Genomic DNA, 20058 nt, shown 5'->3' on the forward strand with positions numbered 1-20058 from the left:
GAAGCTCGGCTATGTTGGCCGAGGAGGGGATGGCAGGACAGGACACGGCCACGACTCGCACAATAGGTTCGTTCCTATTTTGTTCCGTTTGTGCCAAGCGAGTCAAGCGGCACCTTCCCTCAAATAGGACGATGCGCATTTTCCTGCTGCTAACCCCCTCTCGCCAAAGGCCACGAAATTTTATAACAAGGATTCGAGAGAGCGATTCCGCGTGCCAAGCCTTGATAAGGGCACGCCCCGTTTGGAGAGATCATGGCAAGCGACCGCGTTCCTGCGCATTTGAAGCCCAATTTGCCGCCTTTGTCGCTCTATGTGCCCGAACCCAAATTCCGGCCGGGCGACACGGTCGATTTCACGCAGGTGGCGATCCCGGCGGCGGGCGCGACGCGGCGCCCCGATACCGCCGACCGCGCGGATAGCTTCACCGATCTGGCCTATCAATTGGTGCGCGTGCTTGACGAGCAAGGCCAGGCAGTCGGCCCGTGGAACCCGCGCCTGTCGCCCGATATGCTGCGCGCGATGTTGCGCAGCATGGCGCTGGTACGCGCCTTCGACGAGCGCATGTTCCGCGCGCAACGTCAGGGCAAAACGAGCTTCTACATGAAGTGTACCGGCGAAGAGGCGGTCGCGGTCGCTGCCGCCTTTGCGCTCGATTACGAGGACATGTGCTTCCCGTCCTATCGCCAGCAAGGCCTGCTGATCGCGCGCGGCTGGTCGATGGTCGACATGATGAACCAGATCTATTCGAACACCGCCGACCGGCTGCACGGCAAGCAATTGCCGATCATGTATTCGGTCAAGGATGCTGGGTTCTTCTCGATCTCGGGCAACCTCACCACGCAATATCCGCAGGCGGTCGGCTGGGCGATGGCGAGCGCGGCCAAGGGCGACACCCGCATCGCCGCGACCTGGTGCGGAGAAGGATCGACCGCCGAGGGCGATTTCCATTCGGCCTGCACGTTCGCCAGCGTTTACCGTGCGCCGGTGATCTTCAACGTCGTCAACAATCAGTGGGCGATTTCGAGCTTCTCCGGGTTTGCCGGAGCTGAATCGACCACTTTCGCGGCGCGCGCGGTGGGCTATGGCATCGCGGGATTGCGCGTCGATGGCAATGATGCGCTGGCGGTCTATGCCGCGACCGCCTGGGCGGCGGAGCGGGCGCGCACCAACCAGGGGCCTACGCTGATCGAGCATTTCACTTATCGTGCGGAAGGCCATTCGACTTCGGACGATCCGGGGCAATATCGCTCGGCGGGCGAGCCGACCGCGTGGCCACTGGGCGACCCGATCGCGCGACTTAAAGGTCATCTCATCGCGATCGGTGAATGGGACGAGGCCGCCCACGCCGCGCAGGACAAGGAGCTGGCCGAGCAAGTGAAGGCCGCGCAGAAGGAAGCCGAGGCGAACGGCGTGCTCGGCCACGGCCTGCACCAGCCGCTCGACAGCCTGTTCGATGGCGTGTTCGAGGAAATGCCGTGGCATTTGCGCGAGCAGCAAGCGCAAATGATCGCCGAAGAAACCGCCAGCGGCCGCCCGTGGGCGCGCAAGTGATGGGTGCGAGGCTCAGCGGTACAGCCGCAATCCTTTATTTCTCTTCCTTTCTCCGCGTCTCCGCGTCTCCGCGTGAACAAAGCGGCGTTTGGTTCGCGCGGAGACGCGGAGACGCGGAGAAGAAGCTTTTTGAGGCCGCTGTCGCGGCGGGTGCAGCAGCATGACCGACACACCAAAATCCACCCGCATGAATATGATCCAGGCGATCAATTCCGCCCTGGACGTGATGATGGAGCGCGACCCCGATATTGTCGTGATGGGCGAGGATGTCGGCTATTTCGGCGGCGTGTTCCGCGCGACCGCCGGCTTGCAGTCCAAATATGGCAAGACCCGCGTGTTCGATACGCCGATCACCGAATGCGGCATCATCGGCGTCGCGGTGGGGATGGGGGCGTATGGCTTGCGGCCCGTGCCCGAAATCCAGTTCGCCGATTACATTTATCCCGCGCTCGACCAATTGGTGAGCGAAGCGGCGCGGTTGCGCTATCGCTCGGCCGGGGAATTTACCGCGCCGATTACGGTACGCTCGCCCTTTGGCGGCGGTATTTTCGGCGGGCAGACGCACAGCCAGAGCCCGGAGGGCATCTTCACCCATGTCTCGGGCATCAAGACGGTGATCCCCTCGACGCCCTATGACGCCAAGGGCCTGCTGATCGCGGCGATCGAGGACAATGATCCGACGATCTTCTTCGAGCCCAAGCGCATCTATAACGGCCCGTTCGACGGCCATTGGGACCGCCCGACGCAGAATTGGTCGCAGCATCCGGCGGGCGACGTGCCGACGGGTTATTACAAGATCGAACTCGGCAAGGCCAAGGTGGTGCGGCCAGGCGAGGCGCTGACGGTGCTGGCTTATGGCACGATGGTGCATGTCGCGCTGGCGGTGATCGCCGAAGCGGGCGTCGATGCCGAGGTGATCGATCTGCGCACGCTGGTGCCGCTCGACATTGAGACGATCGAGGCATCGGTCCAGAAGACCGGACGCTGCATGATCGTGCATGAGGCGACGCGCACCAGCGGCTTTGGCGCGGAACTGTCGGCGCTGGTGCAGGAGCGCTGCTTCTACCATCTCGAAGCCCCGATCGAGCGCGTGACCGGCTTCGACACGCCATATCCGCACAGCCTGGAATGGGCGTATTTCCCGGGGCCCGTCCGTATCGGCGAGGCGCTCAAGAAGATCATGAAGGACGCATAATGGCGCGTTTTACGTTCAAACTCCCCGATATTGGCGAAGGCATTTCCGAGGCCGAAATCGTCGCCTGGCATGTCAAGGTTGGCGACCGGATCGAGGAGGACCAGCAAATCGCCGACATGATGACCGACAAGGCAACGGTCGAGATGGAATCGCCGGTGACGGGCATTGTGATCGAACTCGCGGGCGAGGTCGGCGACCAGGTGTCGATCGGCGCGGCGCTGGTGGTGATCGAGACCGAGGGCGATTTCTCGGCAGCGGAAGCGCCTGCGCTGGAGCCGGTGACCGATACGGTCAACCTCGCGCCGGCCAGCGCCGAGCAGGTTGAGGTGGCCGCGCAATATGAGGCGGAGAATCCGGGGGTGGAGGCGACCCAATCTGCTCCCCTCCCGCCTGCGAGTTCGGGGTCGACAGCGCTCCGCGCTGTCGAGGATGTGCCGGGGGCACATCCGACCCTGAACTGGGCTGGGGGAGGGCAGGACGCCGGTTCGCTATCCGCGTCTGGACCTGCTTCCCCTCCCCCAACCCCTCCCGCAAGCGGGAGGGGAGCCATGAAGCATGTCCTCGCTTCCCCCGCCGTGCGCGCACGCGCGGCGGATCTCGGCATCGATCTCGCCCAGGTGCGGACCGAGGGCGACCGCGTGCGCCATGCCGATCTCGATGCGTTCCTGCGCTATGGTCAGGGGCAGGGATATCACGCACCGCATATCAGCCACGCGCGCGCCGATGAGGCGATCAAGGTGATCGGGATGCGCCGCCGCATCGCCGAGAATATGGCGGTGTCGAAGCGCGCGATCCCGCATTTCACCTATGTCGAGGAAATCGACGTCACCGCGCTGGAGGCGATGCGCGCCGATTTGAATGGCGCGCGTGGGTCACGGCCGAAATTGACGATGCTCCCGCTGCTGATCGCCGCGATCTGCAAGACCGTGCCCGCCTTCCCGATGATTAACGCGCGCTATGACGATGAAGCGGGCGTGGTCACGCGGCGTGGCGCGGTGCATCTCGGCATGGCGACGCAGACCGATGCCGGGCTGACCGTCCCCGTGATCCGCGATGCGCAGGACCGCAATGTCTGGCAATTGGCCGCCGAAATCCTGCGCCTGGCCGAAGCGGCGCGCGCCAACAAGCTCAAGCCCGATGAGATGGGCGGCGGCACGCTGACGGTCACCTCGCTCGGGCCCCTTGGCGGGATCGCGACGACGCCCGTTATCAACCGGCCCGAGGTCGCGATCATCGGCCCCAACAAGATCGTCGAACGCCCGATCTTTGTCGGCGACGAGATCGTGCGTGCCAAGCTGATGAACCTGTCGATCAGTTGCGATCACCGCGTGGTCGATGGCTGGGATGCGGCGAGCTTCGTGCAGGCGCTCAAGCGCTATCTGGAAACGCCGGTGTTGTTGTTCGCCGACTGAAATCCGTCATGATCGGCTGGTAGGAGGGTCTCATGCGCTTCGATTTGCTCCAGTCGATCAGTCTTGCCGGGGATATCGCGGTCGCCAATGACGATCGCACCGGGTCGAGCGACGTGCTCGCCTGGGTGATTGATGGTGCGACCGATTTGGGGGAATCGGGATTGGTCGGGTCGCGCGGTGGGGCGGCGTGGTTGGCGCTGGAGGCCGATGCTGCCTTTGCCGCAGCGGGCGACGCGTCGATCGATGCGATCTGCAAGGGGGTGTTCGCCCGGCTCGCGCGGCGCTTCGCGGCGCAGCGGACGCGCGCGCCCATCGCCGCGTGGGAATTGCCGAGCGCCTCGTTTTTGGCGGCGCGCGTCGGCAAGGACGGTCTTGCCTGCCGCTGGCTGGGGGATTGTGCGGGGTTGCTCAAGCGCGGTGATACCGTCGAGCGGATCGGCCCGCCCGCCAGCAAGGACGACGAAAATGCCAGTGCCGCCGCGCTCGCCGAGCATGGGCTTGGCCTGAAACAGCGGCCGCAGCCGATCCTCGATGCATTGCGCCGCTCGCGCGGACGCGTCGGGCGCTACGCGCTCGGGGTCGATCCGGCGGCGGTGGAGCATCTCGGCGGCGCGGTGTTGCCGTGCGCTGCCGGAGACGAACTGCTGTTGATGAGCGACGGCTTCGCCGCGTTGGTCGATGTTTATACGGCCTGCGATCTGGACGGGCTGTTCGGAGAACTTGCCACGCTTGGTTTGGCCGGGCTTGCCTTGCGGTTACGCGAGATCGAACAGGCCGACGCCGATTTTACCCGCTTTCCCCGCTTCAAACGATCGGATGACGCGACCGCGCTCTGGCTGCGCATCGCCGCCTGAACCGCACATCGTCGTGCGGTCGATGGACCGATCACCCGTTCAGGCCCTGCGCACCCGTTGCAGCGAGCCGGCCAGCGTTCGCGCGATGCGGCGCGGGAGGAAGCGGACCGCGCCTGCCGTCACGCGGTTCAGCGTGCCCGACACTGCGACCGCGCGATTGGCCGACAAGGCGCGCAATCCGTCGCGCACCACCGCATCGGGGTCTCTGGCAAATCGCTTGAACAGGTCGCTGTCGGCCATGTCGGCGACCTCGGCAAATTCGGTCAGCGTCGGGCCGGGGCACAGTGCCGAGACATGGATACCCTGCCCCTTTACTTCCTCGTGCAAGCCCTCGGAGAAGCTCAGCACGAACGCCTTGGTCGCGTAATAGACGCTCATCCACGGGCCCGGTTGAAAGGCAGCGGTCGAGGCAACGTTCAGGATGCTGCCGCCGCCACGCGCGATCATCGCGGGCAAGGCGGCGTGGCATAACTCCATCAGCGCGCGACAATTGAGATCCACCATGCGTGCCTGCGTCGCGCGATCGATCTCGGCAAAGGTGCCGCGCGCGCCAAAGCCGGCATTGTTGATGAGCGTATCGACCGTCAGCCCGCGCGCGGCAATCTCCCGGAAAAGGATCGCGGCGGCGTCGGGAAGCGCGAGATCGCACGCAATGACGTGGGCCGCGACCGAATGCGTTTCGCGGATCTCCGTGGCCAGCGCGGCAAGGCGATCGGCACGCCGGGCGACGAGCAGCACGTCGCGCCCCTCCGCCGCCAGTGCCAGCGCGAATCGTGCGCCAAGCCCGGCGGACGCGCCGGTGATCAGAACGGTGCCGTCGCGCATCCTGTTGCTCCTGAGAGGTAGGTTGATGCTATAGCGCGGCGCGATAACGGGCAATCGCTATGCTCGGCTGGAGGATGCGATGAAACGCGACGTACGGTTCCTCAACGCAGCGGGCGTCCACCTCGCCGGATCGCTGGAAATTCCGCCGGGTCGCATCCGTGCGGTGGCCCTGTTCGCGCATTGCTTCACCTGCACCGCGCAAAGCCATGCCGCGCGGCGGGTGAGCCTGGCGCTCGCCGAACAGGGCATTGCCACGCTGCGCTTCGATTTTACCGGGCTCGGCCAAAGCGAGGGCGCGTTCGCCGACAGCCATTTCGGCGCGAATGTCGATGATCTCGTCGCGGCGGCGGCGTTCCTGGAAGGGGATGTGGGCGCACCGGCGATCCTGATCGGGCATTCGCTGGGCGGGGTAGCGGTGATTGCGGCGGCGGAACGCATCCCCTCGGCCAAGGCGGTGGTGACGATCGCCGCGCCGTTTGATCCGCGCCATGTGCTGCATTTGATTCAGGGCGTACACGACATTGCCGACACACCGCGCGACGTTTCGATCGGCGGGCGCCCGTTTCGCATCGGGCGCGAGTTTCTTGCCTCGGTCGAGGGGCAGGATCAGGCGGCGCGGCTGGCGCGGCTGAAACGCGCGCTGCTGGTGCTGCATTCGGCCACCGACGCGACCGTTGGCGTCGAAAATGCGCGCGCGATTTTCGAGGCGGCGAAACATCCCAAGAGCTTCGTCGCGCTCGACGGGGCGGACCATTTGCTGACCGACGCCGAACAGGCGCGCTACGTCGCACAGATCATCGCGGCGTGGGTGCAGCCCTTCCTTGGACCCGCGATGGCGACTGATGCCGTGCCAGAGGGCCATGTGCGGGTGAGTTCGACCGATGCCAAATTCGTCCAGATCGTCGAATCCTCGGGCCACAGCTTTCTCGTCGACGAACCGCTGGCGGCGGGGGGCAGCGATTACGGGCCGACGCCGTATGACTTGCTGTTGTCGGCGCTAGGCACCTGTACCGCAATGACGCTGAAACTGGTCGCCGAGAAGGAAGGCATCCCGCTGACCGGCGTTTCGGTGGTGCTCCACCACAGCCGCCGCCATGCCGACGATTGCGCCGCGGCAGCCGGAGGGCGGCCGCAGATCGAAGTGATCGAGCGGCGCATTACCTTGCAGGGCGATCTGACCGAGGCACAGCGGATGCGGATGCTGGTCATCGCCGACAAATGTCCGGTGCATCGCACGCTGGAGAGCGCGCCGGTGATCGAGACCCGGCTGGTGTAGCGCATACCGCCGCTGGACAGCGCGCGCGCCGCTGCGCAAAGCCCCGTGCGGGCATCTGGGCCCTGGGCGGAAAGACACGAGGCGATGGCGCGGCTGATCCTGTTCAACAAGCCATATGACGTGCTGTCGCAATTCACCGATAGCAGCATCGGTGCGGCACGCGCGACGCTGTCGGACTTCATCGCGGTGCCGGGGGTTTATCCGGCCGGGCGGCTCGACCGCGATAGCGAGGGGCTGTTGCTGTTGACCGATGATGGACGGCTGCAGGCGCGCATCGCCGATCCGCGCTTCAAATTGCCCAAGACCTATCTCGTTCAGGTTGAGGGGGAGTCCGATGCCGCCAGCCTTGACCGGCTGCGGCAGGGGGTGGAGTTGAAGGATGGCATCACGCGCCCGGCCGAGGTTGAGCGGATCGCCGCGCCCGAACTGTGGCCGCGCGATCCGCCGGTACGGTTCCGCAAGAGCGTGCCCGATTGCTGGCTCCGGCTGACGATCCGCGAGGGGCGCAATCGCCAGGTACGGCGGATGACGGCGGCGGTGGGTTACCCGACGTTGCGGCTGGTGCGCTGGAGCATTGGCGCGTGGACGCTCGACGGCTTGGCGCCGGGGACGTTGCGCGAGGTGGCGGTGGGGTAAGCCGGGCGCTTACACGATCTCGAACAAGCCTGCCGCGCCCATGCCGCCTGCGGTGCACATCGACACCACCACCCAGCGCACGCCGCGCTTGCGCCCCTCGATCAGCGCGTGGCCGACGAGGCGCGATCCAGTCATGCCGAAGGGATGGCCGATCGCGATCGCGCCGCCATTAACGTTGTAGCGATCGGGATCGATGCCGAGCATGTCGCGGCAATACAGGCATTGCGAGGCGAACGCTTCGTTGAGTTCCCACAAACCGATGTCGGCGACCGACAGCCCGGCGCGAGCGAGCAGTTTGGGGATGGCGAAGACCGGGCCGATGCCCATTTCATCGGGCGCGCAGCCCGCCGCCTGGAAACCGCGATACAGGCCAAGCACCTCGCGCCCCTCGGCAAGCGCCGTCGCATGGTCCATCACGATCTGCGCCGAGGCACCGTCCGACAATTGGCTGGCATTGCCCGCCGTCACATGCTGGCCGGGGCCGGAAAAGTCGCCGCCGGGCCATACCGTCTTCAATCCCGCCAGCGCTTCCGCCGTTGTGCCCGCGCGAATGCCTTCGTCCTGCGCGAGCGTCACGGTCTCGCTGCCGGTGCGATTGCCCTCCTTGTCGAACAGCGCTTTTTCAACGGTAATCGGCGCGATCTCTTCGCGGAACGCCCCGGTTTCGAGCCCGCGCGCCGCGCGCTGCTGGCTTTGCGCGGCATAAGCATCCTGCGCGGCGCGGCTGATGCCATAGCGCTCGGCGACGATCTCGGCGGTTTCGATCATCGGCACATAGGCCGCCGGTTCGCGCGCGATCACCGATTGATTGATGAAGCGTGGCGCATCCTTGGTGACGGTGAGGCTGACCGATTCCATGCCACCCGCCAACGCCACGTCGATTTCGTTGCAGAGGATGCTGCGCGCGGCCAGTGCGATCGCGGTCAGTCCTGAACCGCATTTGCGATCGAGCGTGAAGGCGGGGACGGTTTCGGGCAAGCCCGCCGCGAAGGTCGCCATGCGCCCGGCATTGCCGCCCTGGCTGCCCCATTGATTGCCGACTCCCCAGAAAATCTCGTCGATGCGCACCGGGTCGATCCCCGCGCGCGCGACTGCGGCGTTCATCACATGCGCGGCGAGCACCGGTGCTTCGGTCGCGTTGAACGCGCCGCGATAGGCCTTGCCGATCGGGGTACGGGCGGTGGAGACGATCGCAGCTTCACGCATGGCAGGGTCTTTCGAGCTTTGGGTATGGAATGGAGGTGTAGAGCCTGCACGCTTTCTCCACAAGCGCCGGATCATGCGTGGACGCGTCGTGTGCTACACGGTTGACCGGTCGCATCCCGGAGCCACAATGCCGCCTATGAGCCACATCCTGATCGTCGATGATGACCCGCATATCCGCGACCTGCTCGCCTTCGCGCTGGGCAAGGCGGGGATGAGCGTGGCCGAGGCGAGCGATGGCGAGGAGGCGCAGGCAGCGATCGCCAGGCGGATGCCCGATCTGATGGTGCTCGATATCAACATGCCGCGGCTGAACGGCCTCGATCTGTGCCGCGCGCTCCGCGCCGAGGGCGGGGCGGCGGCGGCGCTGCCGATCCTGTTCCTGTCCTCGCGCGATGACGAAATCGACCGCATCGTCGGGATCGAGATTGGTGGCGACGATTATGTGGTGAAGCCGTTCTCGCCGCGCGAAGTGGTGGCGCGGGTCGGCGCGATTTTGAAACGCGGTACGCGCGCGGCGGTGGGGGCGACGACGGTTACGCACAACCGGCTGACGCTCGACACCGATGGCTGGGAGGCGCGCTGGGACGGGGTGCCGGTCGCGCTGACCGCGACCGAATTCCAGTTGCTTTTGTTGTTCGCGACCAGCCCGGCCAAGGTGTTCTCGCGCGATGCGATCATCGATCGGCTGCACGGGCCGGGCTTTGCCATCACCGATCGCACGATCGACAGCCATGTGCGCAATTTGCGCGGCAAGTTTCCGGGCGTCGATCTGGTCGAGACGCGCGCGGGGATCGGCTATCGCATCGGTCGCTGTGGGTGATCGGCTGGCTGAAGGCGCTGGCCAAGGCGCATTGGCCGCGCCTGCATCTGAGCGCGATTCTGTTCGGCACCTTGCTGTTCGTGGCGTCGCTGCCGGGCGTCGCCGCGCTGTCGCTGCGCGTTTATGAAAATACGCTCGTCCAGCAGACCGAGTCCGAACTGATCGCACAAAGCGTGGTGCTGGCGGCGGCGTATAAAGCGGCGTGGTATGACGCCGCGCACGCCGCGCAGCCCGATCCATCGGCCCGCCCGCTCGCGCCCGAAGCGCCTGCGATCGATTTGCGTACCATGCCGGTGCTGCCGCGCGCACCGGCTGGGGTGCGGGCAGGCGTGGCGGATGCGCGCGCGCTGCAGGTCGCGGCGCGGCTGCGGCCAATGGTCGGCGATGCGGTGGCGGTGACGCTGACCGGAACCCGTCTGCTGGATGCGCAAGGGATTGTGGTGCTGGGGCGCGGTGATGCCGGGCGCGGTCTGGCCGGGCTGGCCGAAGTGCGTGCGGCTTTGGCCGGACACAGCGCGACGGTGCTGCGCGAACGCAGCGCCGCCGAAATGGCCGATTGGCGCGCCGCGCTCAGCCGCGCTTATGCGATCCGCGTGCATCACGCGCGCCCGGTGATTGCCGATGGCAAGGTGATCGGCGTGGTAATGGTGACGCGCTCGCCGCGCGGGCTGTTCATCGGCATCTGGCAGGACCGTTTCGCGATTTTGCTGGGCGCCGGGCTGATCTTCGTGACGCTGCTGGCGTTGGCAGGGTTGTTGTCGCGCGGCATTGCGCGGCCGATCATGGCGCTGGCGCGCGCCAGCGACGAGGTGGCGCGCGGCGTGCCGGTGGTGCCGGAAACGCCGGTGACCGCGGCGATCGAGATCGCGCAGCTCTACGACAATTTCCGTGCGATGGCCGAGCGGATCGAGCGGCGGCAGCGCTATTTGCGCGATGTCGCGGCGGCGGTGGCGCATGAGTTCAAGACGCCGATCGCGGGGATTCGCGGTGCGCTGGAACTGCTCGACGAGCATGGCGCGGGGATGAGTACGGCCGAGCGCGCGCGTTTTATCGGCAATGCGACGGCGGATGCCGATCGGTTGGCGCGCCTGGTGCAGCGTTTGCTGGACCTGGCGCGCGCCGACATGGCGACAATCGATGCGGATGCGCGCGCCGATATCGTTGCAGCGGCGTGGCGCGTGGCGGATTCCTTTCGGGGGGAAGGCTTTGCGGTCGAGGTGCAGGCGGGTGCCGTGGCCGAGGCGCGAGTGACGAGTGCTGCGATCGAGACGATCCTGGAAACGGTCGTTGAAAATGCGCGGCAGGCGGGGGCTTCGCTGGTGACGATCCGGGTTGAGGACATTGGCGGCGTGCGGCTGACGGTGGCGGACGACGGGCCGGGAATCGCGGCGGCGGATATCGAGCGCATCTTCGAGCCGTTCTTCACCGGGCGGCGCGAGGAAGGCGGCGCTGGCCTTGGCCTCGCCATTGCGCGCTCCTTGCTGGCGGCGAGCGGCGGCACGATCGTCGCCGAACCGGTGGCGGCGGGGGCGTGCTTTCGGATCTGCCTCCTGCGCGCTTGAGGGGGGCGGCTGCGAAGAAGGGTTTTCACGCGAAGGCGCGAAGAAGGGGTGTTCGCGCGGAGACGCGGAGGCGCGGAGGGGGTGTGCTCGGGGTTAATGTCGGGAGACAAAAGAGGCAGTGAGGGAGCGCTGCGCGCTCGTTTTTCTGCTCTTTCTTCTCTCCGCGCCTCCGCGGCTCGGCGTGAGACACCTTCTTCCTTCGTGCCTTTGTGGCTTTGTGCGAGAAAATTTCCGAGCGCTGGTGGCACTGGTCGGTGGGGCACTTGGGCGTTGGGGAGAAGGGTTGTTCGCACAAAGCCACGAAGCCACGAAGAGGAAGAAGATATTGTCGCAGAGGCGCAGAGGACGCGGAGGGGGTATGCTCGGGGCTGATGCCGGGAGACCCAGAGCGCGTTTGGGGAGCGCTGTCGCGCTCATTTGTGCTCTCTCCTTTTCCTCTGCGCCTCTGCGCGAAAACACCTTCTTCGTGTCTTCGCGTGGAAACCCTATTCCTCGCCTTCCCCAGAGATATTTCCGCAAAAGCGTGTACAGCCGCCCGATGACGACCTCTTGTTACGACACCATCATCCTAGGCGCGGGCGCGGCGGGCCTGATGTGCGCCGCCACCGCCGGACAACGCGGACGCCGCGTGCTGCTGATCGATCATGCTGAGGCGATCGGCAAAAAGATCCTGATTTCGGGCGGCGGGCGCTGCAATTTCACCAACGTGCATACCGCCGCCGATCGCTATCTCTCGGCCAACCCGCATTTCGCCAAATCGGCGCTGGGGCGCTACACCGCTGCCGATTTCATCGCCTTGGTCGAACGCCACGGCATCGCCTGGCACGAAAAGACGCTGGGGCAATTGTTCTGCGATGGCTCGGCCAAGCAGATCGTCGCGATGTTGCAGGACGAATGCGATCGGGGTGGGGTGGAGATCGCACTGGGAGCCCCGATCAGCGATGTCGCACACGCCGACGGGCAGTATCGCGTCACCTTCGGCAACCGTACCGCCAGCGCGCCCGCTCTGGTAATCGCGACGGGCGGTCCGTCCATCCCGCAAATGGGCGCGACCGGCTTTGCTTATGATCTGGCGCGGCGTTTCGGGCTGAAAGTGGTCGAGCCGCGCCCGGCGCTGGTGCCGCTGACGCTGGGGGGCGAGGAAACGCTGTTCCGGGCTTTGTCGGGGGTGGCGGCGGAGGTGGTCGCGCGCGTTGGCAAGACACGCTTCCGCGAGGCGGCGCTGTTCACGCATAAGGGGCTGAGTGGCCCGGCGATCCTGCAAGTGTCGTCTTACTGGCGGCACGGCGAGCCAGTCGCGATCGATTTTCTGCCCGCGCTGAAACCGGGCTGGCTGGTGGCGGCGAAACATGCGCGGCCGCGCGTGTCGCTGGCCTCGGCCTTGTCGAACCATTTGCCGGGACGGCTGGCCGAGACGCTCGCCGACCGTTTGGGCATCGAGGGCGAATTGGGCGCGGCGACCGACAAAGCGGTCGAGGCGGCGGCGCGGCAATTGGCGGACTGGGCGTTCACGCCGAATGGCACCGAGGGCTTTGCCAAGGCCGAAGTGACGGCGGGCGGGATTTCGACTGCGGAGCTTTCGTCGCAAACGATGGAAGCGCGTAAGGTGCCGGGCCTATATGCGATCGGCGAGGCGGTCGATGTGACGGGGTGGCTCGGCGGGTATAATTTCCAATGGGCCTGGGCGAGCGGTTGGGCGGCTGGGATGGTGGTTTAGGGGGCGCTTGATCGAGGTCGCGCTGCGGCTGGCCGACCCACCCCCAACCCCTCCCTTTCAGGGAGGGGAGGCGCAACATTCTTCTCCCCTCCCTGGAAGGGAGGGGCTTGGGGGGTGGGTTGCTCTCCGTATCATGGCACGGCAGTCTTCAAAGGTGCTGCGCGTCCCGCCTGAAATGACTCGTCGCGCCCGCGCGTTGCGCAGCAACGCGACCGAGGCGGAGCGGTTGGTGTGGTTGCGGCTGCGGGCATACCGACCGCGTTTTACGCGGCAGTTGGTGGTCGGGCGCTATATCCTCGACCTCGCCTGTCGCGAAGTTCGGCTGGCGGTGGAGTTTGATGGCAGCCAGCACTTCGACTCATCTTATGATGCGGAGCGCACGGCGTTTCTGGAAAGTGTCGGGTGGCGGGTGATGCGGTTTTGGAATTCTGAGGTGACCGCCAATCCTGATGGCGTGGCGGAGGCGATTTTGATCGAAGTCGCGCGCGCTTGCGGGCCGACCCACCCCCAGCCCCTCCCTTTCAGGGAGGGGAGGAAGAAGTAGTGTCGCTCCCCTCCCTGAAAGGGAGGGGTCGGGGGTGGGTTGCTCTCCGTATCTTCTCACGCCAGCCGCCCGAAACCCCGCCCGCGCGATACCAATTGCGCACCCCCCGTGCATTTCCTGCGCACCCGTGCTAAGCGCTCGCTTTGGCGTGCGCCTCCGCCGCCCCCATATCCGGAATACCATGCCCTTTTCACACCTCCCCACGCTTCTTGCCGAAGCGCTTTCCGCTCGTGGCTATGCCGCTCCCACCCCGGTTCAGGCTTCGGTCATCGAACCCGCCGCCGAGGGCCGCGATCTGATCGTTTCGGCGCAGACCGGCTCGGGCAAGACCGTCGCTTTCGGCCTCGCCATCGCCCCGCAATTGCTGACCGAAGACGAAGGCCGCCTGCCGCCGCCGCGCGCGCCGCTGGCACTCGCCATCGCGCCGACGCGCGAACTCGCGTTGCAGGTGAGCCGCGAGCTCGAATGGCTCTACGCCAAGGCCGGTGCGCGCATTTCAACCTGCGTCGGCGGCATGGACGCCAGCCGCGAACGCCGCTCGCTCAGCCACGGCGCGCACATCGTCGTCGGCACGCCGGGGCGTTTGCGCGACCATATCGAACGCGGCGCGCTCGATCTGTCCAACCTCAAGGCGGTCATTCTCGACGAAGCCGATGAAATGCTCGACATGGGTTTCCGCGAGGATCTTGAGCTGATCCTCGACGCGTCGCCGTCCGAGCGCCGTACGCTCTTATTCTCGGCGACGATGCCCAAGTCGATCGTGGCGCTGGCGCGGCGTTACCAGAAAGATGCGTTGCGCATTTCGACCGTGGGCGAGGATCGCGGTCATGGCGACATCAGCTATCAAGCGGTGACCGTTGCGCCCGCCGATATCGAGAATGCGGTGGTCAATTTGTTGCGGCTGCATGAGGCGGAAACCGCGATCCTGTTCTGCGCGACGCGCGACAATGTGCGGCATTTGCACGCCGGGTTGATCGAGCGCGGTTTTGCTGCGGTCGCGCTCTCGGGCGAGCATAGCCAGAATGAGCGCAACGCCGCGATGCAAGCGCTGCGCGACAAGCGCGCGCGGGTGTGCGTGGCGACCGACGTTGCGGCGCGCGGGCTTGATCTGCCGTCGCTGAGCCTCGTCATTCACGTCGAACTGCCGCGCGATGCCGAGACGCTGCAGCATCGCTCGGGCCGTACCGGTCGCGCGGGCAAGAAGGGCACCGCGATCCTGATCGTGCCGTATCAGCGCAAGCGCCGCGTCGAGATGATGCTGCGCGGCGCGCGGATCGCGGTCGAATGGATGAACGCGCCGACCGTCGACGACATCCGCAAGGCCGACAAGTCGCGACTGATGACGATGCTGATGGATGACGTCGAAGTCGACGAGGACGATCGCGCATTGGCGCAGCAATTGCTCGAGAAGAAGAGCCCCGAGGATATCGCGGCGGCGCTGGTGCGCAGCTATCGCGCGCGGATGCCCGCGCCTGAGGAAATGATCGAGCAGGGTGGGGCGAACCAGCGCGAGCCCGGCAAGGAGCATCACCGCGAAGGCTTTGACGACATCAAATGGTTCCGCATGGATATCGGGCGGCGGCAGAATGCCGATCCGCGTTGGATCCTGCCGTTGATCTGTCGTCGCGGGCACATCACCAAGAACGAAGTCGGCGCGATCCGCATCGCCGCCAATGAGACGATGTTCCAGGTGCCAAGCGCGATTGCCGCGAAGTTTATGGCAGCGGTGAAGCGCACCGCGGGCGAAGAGGCCGAGGGCGGCGTGCAGTTCGAGGCGGTACAGGGTGGACCGGTCGAGGCCGAGCGTGGCCCGCGCCGCGCCAATGGCCCGGCTCCGGTGCGACACAACCCGCGCCCGACGCTGCGGCCCGGCGGCGCGAACAAGCGGCCGCAGCGGTAATGCGATCCTCCCCGTACCGGGGAGGATTTGAAGTTGCGTGGCTTCTCCGCTAACGCGCGGGGCATGAACGCACCCCAACCCAAGCCGTGGATCATGGCGATCGCTCCTTATGTTCCGGGGCGGTCAACCACCGATGGTGACGCCCCGGTCGTCAAGCTGTCGTCGAACGAGAATCCGCTGGGCACCAGTGCGCAGGCGCAAGCTGCGTTCGCGCAGCATGTGGGCGATCTGTCGCGGTATCCCGATGCGGGCGCGGCGGCGCTGCGTGATGCGGTTGCCGCGCATCACGGGCTTGATCCCGAACGGGTAATCTATGGCACCGGCTCGGACGAGATTTTGCATCTCGCCGCCGGAGCCTATGCCGGGCCGGGCGATGAAGTGATCCAGGTTCGCTATGGCTTTGCCGTCTATGAAATCGCCACGCGCCGCGTCGGTGCGACGCTGGTGGTCGCGCCCGACCGCGATTACGCGACCGATGTCGATGCGATCCACGCCGCCGTGACCGATCGTACCCGCCTCGTGTTCGTCGCCAACCCCAACAATCCGACGGGCACCTTTGCCGACAAGGCCGAGATTGCGCGGCTGCACGCCGGCTTGCCCGCGCATGTCATGCTGGTGCTCGACCAGGCTTATGCCGAATATCTGGCGCCTGAGGATGACGATGGCGGGCTGGAACTGGCGCGGACCGCCGCCAATGTAATCGTCACGCGGACCTTCTCCAAGATTCACGGGCTTGCTGCCGAACGGATCGGCTGGGCCTATGGTTCTGCCGAGGCGATTGCGGCGATGCACCGCATCCGCGCGCCGTTCTGCTGCACCACGGCGGGCCAGGAAGCGGCGATTGCGGCGCTGGGTGCGGCCGACTTCATCAGCGCGTCGCGCGAGCATAACCGTGTGTGGCGCGCCTGGTTCAAGGACGAGATCGCCAAGCTTGGCAATGCCGGTTTGCGCGCGGTGTCGAGCGAAGCCAATTTCCTGCTGGTGCTGTTCGAAGGCGCGGTGACTGCCGAGACGGCGTATAAAGCGCTGCTGGAGCGTGGCTATATCGTGCGCTGGTTGCCGGGGCAGGGGCTGGCGAACGGCTTGCGCATCACGATCGGCACCGAGGCGGAAACGCGCGGGCTGGCGGCGGCGCTCCGCGAGATCGTGGGCGTCTAAACGGACAGCATCTCTTTCAACGGGATTGCCGTATCGGCCAACCGCGCGGGATCGATCACCGCGTGCGCCATTACCAAAGCGCGGCCCTGCACATAGTCGCGGGTCGCATTGACGCAGTCGAGCGCGATAACGTGGCCGTGCTTGAGGTAGGTTACCGAGAAACTGCGCGTCGCCACATCGCCGCGCAGCACGACCGCATCATAACCGATCGACAGGCCAACGGTCTGCAGCTTCAAATCATATTGGTTGGACCAGAACCACGGTACGGCGTCATAAGGGGTTTCCTCGCCGGTCAGCAGCTTGGCGACGGTGGTTGCCTGGTCATTGGCATTTTGCACCGATTCGAGCCGGATTATAGCGCCATCGGCGTAAGGATTGGGGTGCGCCGCGCAGTCCCCGATCGCGAAGATGTCGGGCAGGCTGGTGCGGCATAGCGCATCGACGTTCACCCCATTGCCGCCGTCCGCGCCCGCCGCAAGCAGGGGCGCGACGGCGGGGATGATGCCGATGCCGACGATGACGAGTTCCCCGGGCAGGATCGTGCCGTCGGCAAGCCGCACGCCGCACGCCGCCCCGTCCTTGCCGACGATCGACTCGACCGAGACGCCGGTGCGCAGATCGACACCGTGCGCGCGGTGCTCAGCTTCATAGAAATGCGAGAGCGGTGCGCCCGCGACGCGCGCCAGCACGCGCGGCGCCGCCTCCAGTACGGTGACGTGTTTGCCAAGTTTGGTCAGCACGGCGGCGGCCTCGAGCCCAATATAGCCGCCACCGATGACGATTGCGCGCTCGACCGAGGCGAGTTCGCGCATGATCTGGTCGACATCGGCGCGCGTGCGCACGCTGTGGACACCGCGCAAATCATGCCCGGCGCAGGTCAATCGTCGGGGCGCGCCACCGGTTGCCCAGATCAAGGTGCGATAACCGATCGTGCTACCGTCCGTGATGGTCACCGTGTGAGCGGACGAATCGACCGAAGCTACGCGATGTCCGGGCAACAATGTCACCTCGCGCTCAACCCAAAAGGCTGCCGGGCGGATCAGGATGCGATCGAAGGGTTTGTCGCCGGCCAGATATTCCTTCGACAAAGGCGGGCGCTCATAGGGAAGCTCCGGTTCGTCGCCGAGCAAGCCGATCGTACCTGCGAACTTGCGTTGACGCAGCGCGATCGCCGCCTGGGCTCCGCCATGCCCCGCGCCGACGATCAGCACGTCGAACGTCATAGCGGTGTCGGTCATGGCGGATCTCCACATCGTTTGTCGCGCTGCCATGAAAGACCCTTCCTTGCGGATCAATCCCGGCAATGCCGCTTGCTGCCCGAATAGGTAGTTTCCGCAGCTACCTTGGCACCCGCCTTCACCGTATTCGGCGCGCAGCGGAGCGTGTCGCCGATCGACCGACTCCTATACGAAAGGTCGTCCCATGATTCATTCGAGCGAGCATCTCACGACCCGGACGGGTTTCGAATTTCATGTACGTCCGGCCTGCCCCGACGATGATGGCACGGTCGCCGAGTTCTTCACGCACGTAACGCATGAGGATTTGCGCTTTCGCTTTTTGACCGGGATCGACGAAGTGCGCCCCGACCAAGTCGCCGCGTTGACGCATGTCGATCATCGCTGGTCGGAGAATTTCCTCGCCTTCACCAAGGACGGGTCGATGATGATCGCCACCGCGATGCTCGCGTGCGACGCGAATTTCGATCATGGCGAGGTCGCGATCGCGATCCGCAAGGACTTCAAGAACAAGGGCGTGGGCTGGGAATTGCTCGCTTATGTCGCCCGCTTCGCCGAGGCGAAGGGCGTCAAGGTGCTCGAGGCGATCGAAAGCCGCGAAAATCACGCCGCGATCGAGCTGGAGCGCGAAATGGGCTTCACCGTCGAATGCTATCCGGGGGATTCGAGCCTGTTGCTGGTCAGCCGCAAACTTGCCCACGATGCGCCACGTGCGGGGATGCCCAACCGCCCGATGTAAGGGGTGCGAAGAGCGCAACGCTTGCCGGGATCGTTGTCGTCGAATTCGTGACCGGGTTGGCGCGATGGCGTGGTACGACTGCCCATGACGCTCGCCGAAACCCAAGGCAGCGATGCGCGCGATCTCGCTCTGCTCAACGAAGAGCTTGGCTTGCTGATCGATGGCGCGACCAACCATGCGATCTATATGCTCGATCCCGGCGGGCATGTGACGATCTGGAATCGTGGTGCCGAGCGCGTCAAGGGGTGGACCCAGGCCGAAATTCTGGGTCGGCACTTTGGACTGTTCTATCCACCGGTGGCGCGCGGGGATGTCGCGCAGCAGGCCGAACCGCGCAATGCCCTGGTACGCGAAGCCGCCAGTCTTGGCTTGATCGGTGCCGATCAGGCGGGCGTTGAAACGGTGATGACCTGTGCCGCGGACAGCGAATGCGCGCATGTCGACCGCGTCCAGATCCAGCAAGTCCTGGTCAACCTTATCCGCAATGCACTTCAGGCGATGGCGGATTCGCCGCGCCGGCGATTGACGATCACGACTGCGTTCGTTTCCAAGGATTTGCTTGAGGTGACCGTCGCCGACACCGGGGTCGGCATTGCCCCAGAAATGGCTGATCGGCTGTTCCAGGCTTTTGCCTCGACCAAGCAGGATGGTATGGGGCTGGGTCTGTCGATTTGCCAGACGATCGTCGAGGCGCATGGCGGGTATATTGGGGCGGATCCCGTGATGGGGGGCGGTACGGCGTTTCATTTCACCTTGATGCGGAGCATGCCTCATGCCGGATAGGCACCCAGACAAGCGCGTTATCCATCTGGTCGACGATGAGGATGCGATCCGGCGCTCGGCCGGGTTTCTGCTGCGGACCGCGGGATTCGAGGTGCAGACCTATGCGTCGGGCACCGCATTCCTCGCGGCGGTAGGCCATGCCATGCCGGGGTGCGTGTTGCTGGATATTCGGATGCCGGGGATAGACGGGCTTGAGGTCCAGCGCCTGCTCAACGAACGCGGGATCGCCTTTCCGGTGATCGTGCTGACCGGGCATGGCGATATCTCGTTGTCGGTGCGCGCGATCAAGGCGGGCGCGGTCGATTTCCTGGAGAAGCCGTTCGAGAAGACCGCGCTGTTGCACGCGATCGAAGAAGCCTTCACGCGGTTGGCGAACACGCAGGCGCAGCAGTTGAGCGCGATCGAGGCGAGCGTTCGCCTTGCCGCGTTGACGCCGCGTGAGCGCGACGTGCTCGATGGGCTGGTCAACGGCCAACCCAATAAGATCACCGCCTACAAGCTTGGCATTTCGACGCGCACGGTGGAGGCGCACCGGGCAAACCTGACGCACAAGCTGGGCGTGCGTTCGATTTCGGATGTGCTGCGGCTGGCGTTTGCCGCGCGGCTCCATGCGCCGTCGGTCGAATGAAAGCCGACGTTCCTGCG

18 protein-coding genes are annotated in these 20058 nt (G+C 65.6%); 15 read left to right on the forward strand and 3 right to left on the reverse strand.

Features of this window, described 5'->3' with window-relative positions; translation table 11 throughout:
- Positions 1-252 precede the first annotated feature (252 nt).
- The 4 genes from WC704_RS06975 to WC704_RS06990 all read left to right on the forward strand — a co-directional run bounded on the left by WC704_RS06975 (position 253) and on the right by WC704_RS06990 (position 5012).
- A complete protein-coding gene (locus WC704_RS06975) occupies positions 253-1551 on the forward strand; it encodes a 3-methyl-2-oxobutanoate dehydrogenase (2-methylpropanoyl-transferring) subunit alpha (protein WP_372889197.1) in 1299 nt (432 codons plus the stop codon).
- A gap of 187 nt (positions 1552-1738) precedes the next feature.
- Entirely contained in the window at positions 1739-2746 is a 1008-nt protein-coding gene (locus WC704_RS06980; RefSeq protein ID WP_372889542.1) for an alpha-ketoacid dehydrogenase subunit beta, read from the forward strand.
- The gene (locus tag WC704_RS06985) at positions 2746-4158 is read left to right on the forward strand and encodes a dihydrolipoamide acetyltransferase family protein (protein WP_372889198.1); all 1413 of its coding nucleotides are present in this window, start codon (positions 2746-2748) and stop codon (positions 4156-4158) included. Before WC704_RS06980 ends, WC704_RS06985 begins: the two co-directional genes overlap by 1 nt.
- 32 nt (positions 4159-4190) lie before the next feature.
- Positions 4191-5012: a protein phosphatase 2C domain-containing protein gene (locus WC704_RS06990; protein WP_372889199.1), complete on the forward strand. Its 822-nt coding sequence runs from the start codon at positions 4191-4193 to the stop codon at positions 5010-5012.
- Positions 5013-5051: 39 nt separating this feature from the next.
- On the opposite strand, the gene WC704_RS06995 is transcribed toward WC704_RS06990, so the two are convergent.
- On the reverse strand, positions 5052-5837 hold the full coding sequence (locus tag WC704_RS06995; protein ID WP_372889200.1) for an SDR family NAD(P)-dependent oxidoreductase: 786 nt from the start codon (positions 5835-5837) through the stop codon (positions 5052-5054).
- Between the two features lie 79 nt (positions 5838-5916).
- Here WC704_RS06995 and WC704_RS07000 point away from each other — a divergent pair, with 79 nt between their 5' ends.
- A complete protein-coding gene (locus WC704_RS07000) occupies positions 5917-7113 on the forward strand; it encodes an alpha/beta fold hydrolase (protein ID WP_372889201.1) in 1197 nt (398 codons plus the stop codon).
- Between the two features lie 84 nt (positions 7114-7197).
- On the forward strand, positions 7198-7749 hold the full coding sequence (locus tag WC704_RS07005; RefSeq protein ID WP_372889202.1) for a pseudouridine synthase: 552 nt from the start codon (positions 7198-7200) through the stop codon (positions 7747-7749).
- Positions 7750-7758: 9 nt separating this feature from the next.
- Here WC704_RS07005 and WC704_RS07010 read toward each other — a convergent pair whose 3' ends face one another.
- Positions 7759-8955, reverse strand: coding sequence for an acetyl-CoA C-acyltransferase (locus WC704_RS07010; protein WP_372889203.1), 1197 nt, complete (start codon positions 8953-8955; stop codon positions 7759-7761).
- A gap of 136 nt (positions 8956-9091) precedes the next feature.
- On the opposite strand from WC704_RS07010, the gene WC704_RS07015 reads away from it, so the two are divergent.
- The 6 genes from WC704_RS07015 to hisC all read left to right on the forward strand — a co-directional run bounded on the left by WC704_RS07015 (position 9092) and on the right by hisC (position 16656).
- Positions 9092-9775, forward strand: a complete 684-nt coding sequence (locus WC704_RS07015; RefSeq protein WP_372889204.1) for a response regulator — start codon at positions 9092-9094, stop codon at positions 9773-9775.
- Positions 9772-11337 (forward strand): ATP-binding protein, encoded by a 1566-nt coding sequence (locus WC704_RS07020; RefSeq protein ID WP_372889205.1) that lies wholly within the window; start codon positions 9772-9774, stop codon positions 11335-11337. The genes WC704_RS07015 and WC704_RS07020 overlap by 4 nt, the downstream gene beginning before the upstream one ends.
- A 538-nt stretch (positions 11338-11875) precedes the next feature.
- The gene (locus tag WC704_RS07025) at positions 11876-13054 is read left to right on the forward strand and encodes an NAD(P)/FAD-dependent oxidoreductase (protein WP_372889206.1); all 1179 of its coding nucleotides are present in this window, start codon (positions 11876-11878) and stop codon (positions 13052-13054) included.
- A 175-nt stretch (positions 13055-13229) separates the two neighbouring features.
- Positions 13230-13598 (forward strand): endonuclease domain-containing protein, encoded by a 369-nt coding sequence (locus WC704_RS07030; RefSeq protein WP_372889207.1) that lies wholly within the window; start codon positions 13230-13232, stop codon positions 13596-13598.
- 181 nt (positions 13599-13779) lie between these two features.
- Positions 13780-15498 carry a DEAD/DEAH box helicase gene (locus tag WC704_RS07035; protein WP_372889208.1) on the forward strand — a complete coding sequence of 573 codons (1719 nt, stop codon included), beginning with the start codon at positions 13780-13782 and terminating at the stop codon, positions 15496-15498.
- A 63-nt stretch (positions 15499-15561) separates the two neighbouring features.
- The gene (gene hisC / locus WC704_RS07040) at positions 15562-16656 is read left to right on the forward strand and encodes a histidinol-phosphate transaminase (RefSeq protein ID WP_372889209.1); all 1095 of its coding nucleotides are present in this window, start codon (positions 15562-15564) and stop codon (positions 16654-16656) included.
- Here hisC and WC704_RS07045 read toward each other — a convergent pair.
- Positions 16653-17894 carry an NAD(P)/FAD-dependent oxidoreductase gene (locus WC704_RS07045; RefSeq protein ID WP_372889210.1) on the reverse strand — a complete coding sequence of 414 codons (1242 nt, stop codon included), beginning with the start codon at positions 17892-17894 and terminating at the stop codon, positions 16653-16655. The genes hisC and WC704_RS07045 overlap by 4 nt on opposite strands.
- A 184-nt stretch (positions 17895-18078) precedes the next feature.
- Between WC704_RS07045 and WC704_RS07050 the strand changes: the two genes are divergently transcribed.
- The 3 genes from WC704_RS07050 (at position 18079) to WC704_RS07060 (ending at position 20041) form a co-directional block, all read left to right on the forward strand.
- Positions 18079-18630, forward strand: coding sequence for an N-acetyltransferase family protein (locus WC704_RS07050; protein ID WP_372889211.1), 552 nt, complete (start codon positions 18079-18081; stop codon positions 18628-18630).
- A 69-nt stretch (positions 18631-18699) separates the two neighbouring features.
- Entirely contained in the window at positions 18700-19413 is a 714-nt protein-coding gene (locus tag WC704_RS07055; RefSeq protein WP_372889212.1) for an ATP-binding protein, read from the forward strand.
- Positions 19403-20041, forward strand: a complete 639-nt coding sequence (locus WC704_RS07060) for a response regulator transcription factor (RefSeq protein ID WP_372889213.1) — start codon at positions 19403-19405, stop codon at positions 20039-20041. Before WC704_RS07055 ends, WC704_RS07060 begins: the two co-directional genes overlap by 11 nt.
- The last annotated feature ends 17 nt before the right edge of the window (positions 20042-20058 follow it).

Source organism: Sphingomonas sp. (assembly GCF_041661885.1).
Taxonomy (GTDB): Bacteria; Pseudomonadota; Alphaproteobacteria; order Sphingomonadales; family Sphingomonadaceae; genus Sphingomonas.